2 protein-coding genes are annotated in these 1,847 nt (G+C 50.9%); both read left to right on the top strand.

The window, feature by feature from the left end; genetic code table 11:
• Positions 1-11 precede the first annotated feature (11 nt).
• Positions 12-887, top strand: a complete 876-nt coding sequence (prpB, locus tag OKC24_RS19595) for a methylisocitrate lyase (RefSeq protein ID WP_130149019.1) — start codon at positions 12-14, stop codon at positions 885-887.
• A 25-nt stretch (positions 888-912) separates the two neighbouring features.
• The coding region (locus OKC24_RS19590; RefSeq protein ID WP_265466278.1) for a citrate/2-methylcitrate synthase at positions 913-1,847 on the top strand (935 nt) is incomplete at its 3' end.

Below are 1,847 nucleotides of genomic sequence, written 5' to 3'. Positions count from 1 at the left end.
TGGAAAGGAATATGACACAACAAACGTCTGCAGGCTTAAGATTTAGACAAGCACTGGAAGTGGAAAAACCATTACAAATTATCGGCACAGTCAACGCTTATGCAGCCATGATGGCCAAACAGGTCGGCTACAAGGCGATTTATGTTTCGGGCGCCGGTGTCGCGAACTATTCTTATGGCTTGCCTGACCTTGGCATGACCAGTTTGGACAATGTTCTTGAAGATGTCCGCCGCATTACCGAACGCGTAGACACGCCGCTTTTAGTTGACATTGATACAGGCTGGGGCGGCGCATTCAATATCGCGCGCAGCGTCAAGCAAATGATTGCTGCAGGCGCAGCGGCAGTGCACATCGAAGATCAAGTGGCGCAGAAACGCTGCGGCCACCGCCCCAACAAAGAAATCGTCACGCAGCAGGAAATGGTCGACCGCATTAAAGCCGCGGTAGATGCGAAAACTGATTCAAACTTTGTGGTGATGGCGCGTACCGATGCGCTGCAAAAAGAAGGCTTGCAGGCGGTGATTGACCGCGCCTGCGCCTGCGTAGAAGCCGGCGCCGATGCCATTTTTGCTGAAGCCATGACCGATATCACTATGTACAAAACCGTCTGCGATGCGGTAGGCGTGCCTGTATTAGCCAACATCACAGAGTTTGGCGACACGCCTTATTATACAGTGGATGAACTGGGCGAGCAGGGTATTTCAATGGTGCTGTATCCGCTCTCTGCGACACGCGCCATGCAGAAAGCTGCGCTGGAAGTGATGCAGTCGATCCGCAAAGACGGCACGCAAGTGAATGTGCTGGACAAAATGCAGCCGCGCAAAGAACTGTATGAATTCCTCGATTACCACACCTTTGAAAATACGCTGGATAAACTGTTTAAATAAATCATTCAAAAAGGAAAATTGAAAAATGGCTGAAGGAAAAGTACTCACAGGCGCTGGCCTGCGCGGACAAGTGGCAGGAAAAACTGCACTTTCAACTGTAGGCAAAAGCGGTGCAGGCCTCACTTACCGCGGCTACGACGTGCAGGATTTGGCGGAAAACTGCCAGTTTGAAGAAGTGGCCTACCTGATCTTCTTTGGTGAATTGCCAACCGCAGAACAGCTGGCCGCATACAAAGCAAAACTCAAATCACTGCGCCAGCTGCCGCAGGCACTCAAAGAAGTTTTAGAGCGCATTCCTGCGGACTCGCATCCAATGGATGTGATGCGCACAGGCGTATCCATGCTTGGCAACCTAGAAACGGAACAATCCTTTGCCGAACAGCAGGATGCAGCAGACCGCATTTTGGCAACACTGCCTGCAATTATTTGCTACTGGTACCGTTTCAGCCATGACGGCGTGCGCATTGAAGAAAACACCGATGATGACTCTATCGGCGCGCAATTCCTGCATTTGCTGCGCGGTGAAAAACCGAATGAACTGCATGAGCAGGTGATGAATGTGTCACTGATTCTGTATGCAGAGCATGAGTTCAACGCATCGACCTTCACAGCACGCGTCTGCGCATCAACCTTGTCCGATATGCATTCATGCATCACTGGCGCAATTGGTTCACTGCGCGGCCCATTGCATGGCGGCGCGAATGAAGCGGCGATGGAAATGATCGAAAACTGGACGTCTCCAGAAGAAGCAGAACGTGAAATGCTGGGCAAGCTGGAACGTAAAGAAAAGATCATGGGCTTTGGCCATGCGATCTACAAAGACAATGATCCGCGCAACGGCATCATCAAAATCTGGTCAGAGCGCTTAGCCAAAGATGTCGGCGATACGGTACTGTATCCAGTATCTGTGCGCTGTGAAGAAGTGATGTGGCGCGAGAAGAAATTATTCTGCAATGCAGA

It is taken from the genome of Acinetobacter entericus (assembly GCF_026168575.1).
Taxonomy (GTDB): domain Bacteria; phylum Pseudomonadota; class Gammaproteobacteria; order Pseudomonadales; family Moraxellaceae; genus Acinetobacter; species Acinetobacter bouvetii.
Note: the sequence above shows the minus strand (reverse complement) of the source record. Positions and strands in the feature narration are given on the sequence as shown.